This window comes from Kitasatospora sp. MBT63 (assembly GCF_000710465.2).
In the GTDB taxonomy this organism is placed as follows: domain Bacteria; phylum Actinomycetota; class Actinomycetes; order Streptomycetales; family Streptomycetaceae; genus Kitasatospora.
Genome location: NZ_JAIZ01000620.1, coordinates 1,683 through 4,973 on the forward strand (window position 1 = coordinate 1,683; position 3,291 = coordinate 4,973).

Sequence of the window (3,291 nt, forward strand, 5' to 3'; positions counted from 1 at the left end):
GGGGGCGGGCGGCGGCGCCTGACGGGTGGTCGGGCCGCTCACCCGGCGGGCATGCCCGCGGTCAGGACTCCTCGGTCAGTTCGCGGGCCCGCTTGACGTCGTCGGCCATCCGGTCGAGCAGCGCCTCGATGGACTCGAACTTCTCCATGCCCCGCAGGTAGGCCAGGAAGTCGACCGCGACGTGCAGGCCGTACAGGTCGAGGCCGACCCGGTCGATGGCGTACGCCTCGACCGTGCGGGCGGTGCCGTCGAAGGTCGGGTTGGTACCGACCGAGATGGCGGCGGGCATCCTCTCTCCTGGGCCGCCGTCGGGCAGCCGGGAGCCGTGCGCCGGTACGGTCAGCCAGCCCGCGTACACGCCGTCGGCCGGGACCGCACTGTGCGGCACGGTGTCGACGTTGGCGGTCGGGTAGCCGAGTTCGCGGCCGCGCTGTGCGCCGCGCACCACCACGCCCTCGACCCGGTGCGGGCGGCCGAGCACCTCGGCGACCCCGGTCAGGTCGCCCTCGGCGACCAGCCGCCGGGCCAGCGTGGAGGAGAACGGCTCGCCGCCGCCGGCCGCACCGCGCACCTGCAGGTCGAGCACCTCGACCTCGAAGTCGTCCGCCCGGCCCAGCTCGGCCAGCAGCGCCACGTCACCGGCGGCCCGGTGCCCGAAGCGGAAGTTCGGGCCCTCCACCACCAGGCGGGCGTGCAGCGCCTCCACCAGCACCTGGCGGACGAAGAACTCCGGCGACTCCTTGGAGAACTCCAGGGTGAACGGCAGGACCAGCACCGCGTCCACGCCGAGTTCCTCGATCAGCTCCGCCCGGCGCGGCTGCGGGGCCAGCAGCGGCGGGTGGCTGCCCGGCCGGACCACCTCGCTGGGGTGCGGGTCGAAGGTCACCACCACCGACCGGGCGCCCAGCTCGCGGGCGCGCTCGACCACCCGGCTGATGATCAGCTGATGACCGCGGTGCACACCGTCGAACGATCCGATGGTGACGACGCTGCGTCCCCAGTCCCCGGGGATCTCCTCCAGGCCACGCCAGCGCTGCACCCTGACCGCTCCTCGTTCCCTATGCCGTGGTTACCGTGCCCTGCACGACCAGGCGCACTCGAACACCCAAACCTGAACCCCTATAGCGTGCCATGCGCCCGACCCTGCTCCGGCACCGGAACGGCCGCTGAGCGCGGCGCCGGTGCCCGGCCGGTGCGTTCGGCCCGGACGGCGGCGTACTGCGGGTCCCCGCCGGCGGCGGCCAGGCTCCGCATCCTGGTCACCAACGGCCCGGCGGGGGGCGGGGGTTCGTCCGGCGGCCAGCCGGCCAGCAGGGCGGCGAAGGCGGCCGAACGGCCCGCGCAGCGCACCAGCAGGGCGTCCGCGCCGGGCCACCGGGCACCGAGCCGCCGGACCAGCTCGCGCAGCCGGGCCGGCCGGTACTGCCCCACCCGGTCCACCAGCGCGGCCAGTACCGCCCCGAGCACCTCAGGGTCCCGCTCGGCCGCCAGGACGGTGTCCAGCAGCCACCCGCGCTCCGGGTCGCCCGGCGCCACCAGCAGCAGGGCGAGCGCCCGGCGGGCGCCCGGCGGCGCGGTGATCACTCCGGCCAGCAGCGGCTGCACGTCCCGGCCGAGTTCCAGCAGCCGGTCCAGGTACCCCGCCAGTGCGGCCGGCAGCGGGGTGCGTTCGGGCTGCCGGCGCAGCAGCGCGGCCACCAATTGCATGCCCTGCCGGGCGACCTGCGGGTCGGCCGCCTCGGCGAGCACCCGCAGCGCCGGGCCGGCGGCGCCCCGCGGCCGGGCCAGGCGCTCCCGAAAGGCCGTCAGCACGGCCTCGGGGTGGGTGTCCAGGGCGGGGGCCAGCACCTCGGGGGTGACGAACGGGTCGTCCGCCAGGTACGCGGACAGGGCGTCGGCCAGCCGGGCGCTCCTGGTCGCCGGGTCGCGGACCAGCAGCGCGAGCGCCGCCCCGTGCAGGGCCGGCTCGTCCTCCCGGGCCAGCAGCGTCCGCGCGGTGTGCCGCAGCAGCCGCGGCCCGGGTCCGCTCGCGTGCGGGGCGGTGCGCAGCGCGTGCACCGCGGCCGCCACGTGCCGTTCCGGCCGCGGGTCGTGGCTCCAGCGGTCGACGGCCCGGCAGAGCGCGGAGGGTTCCTCGGCGGCGAGCAGTCCGAGCAGGGCGTCGGCCCGCGGGTGGGCGGCGGCCACCAGGGCCTCCGTCAGGTCGTCCAGCGCCAGCCTGCGGTGGGCGAACAGCAGCTCGTGGGCGGCCTCGGCCGCGGCGGCTGCGGCCGCCTCCTCGGCGGCGCCCGGTCGGTGGCCACCGGGCTCCCGGCCGTCGGCGCGTCGGCCGTCGGCGGGTCGGTCGTCGAGCCATCCGCACAGCAGCGGGATCACCGTGCCCGGCGCCGCCGTGAGCAGCGCGGCGGTGACGGTACGGAAGGTCTGCCCGGGTCCGTCCGTGGCGACCAGCCGCCGCAGCAGGGCCAGCCGGTCCGCCGGTGCGAGCGACAGCGAGGCCCAGAACTCGGGGCCGAACCTCGGGTCCCGGCCGGCCCGCTCGGCGAGCCGTTCCAGCAGCGCGCGGTGCACCCCGGCATCGGGCACCGTCGGCAGCACCGCGGCCAGCAGCCGCCCGGCCCACCAGTCCCGTTCGCTGCCCGGCTCGGCCGACTCGAGGGCGGGCCACAGCCGTTCCAGCCGGCCGTCCGGCGCCGCGGCCGAGCCGTCCGCACCGGCGCCGCCCGACCGCCCGAGCGCCGCCACCACCGGGCCGACCCGGTGCCGGGGCACACCGTGCGGCCCTTGTCCGCCCGCCCTCGTACCGTCCTCCCCCCGCTCACGCTCCCCCGGCCCGTCCTCCTCCGCCGACCGGGCGTCCCCCGGCCCGACCCTGCCGGGCGGCGGTGGACCGCCGGCGTCGTCCCCGGGCCCGCCGGGGCCGGGGGGTACCTCCGGTACGTCCGGAGCCCGCTCGGCCAGCAGCAGCCGCAGGGCCTCGTCCAGGTCGAGGTGCAGACTCTGCAGCCAGTCCGCCTGTTCCTCGTACGCCGTCCGGAAGCCCGGTCCGGCCGGTACGAACAGCCCCTCGGTCAGGACCGCCGCGGCCCAGCCCCCGGCCACCGGGAAGAGCCGGTCGAAGTCGGCCGCGTCCAGGCCGCCGTGGCCGGTGCCGAGCATCAGCCTGGCCGCCTCGTGGACCCGCCCGGCCATCACGGCCGCCAGCCGCCGGATCCGGCCCGCGTCCTCTCCGGGCGGCGGCGGGGCGCCCCGGCGGTGGGCGCCCTGCCGGCGCGGCCCGGCCGCGGCGAG

General features: G+C 78.1%; 1 protein-coding gene and 1 pseudogene. Both read right to left on the bottom strand.

From position 1 onward, the window contains the following. Positions 1–61: 61 nt before the first annotated feature. The gene (locus AA75_RS32205) at positions 62–1,039 is read right to left on the bottom strand and encodes a bifunctional riboflavin kinase/FAD synthetase (RefSeq protein ID WP_033823879.1); all 978 of its coding nucleotides are present in this window, start codon (positions 1,037–1,039) and stop codon (positions 62–64) included. Between the two features lie 80 nt (positions 1,040–1,119). Then, positions 1,120–3,291: pseudogene (locus AA75_RS50035) on the bottom strand (serine protease); the annotation flags it as partial.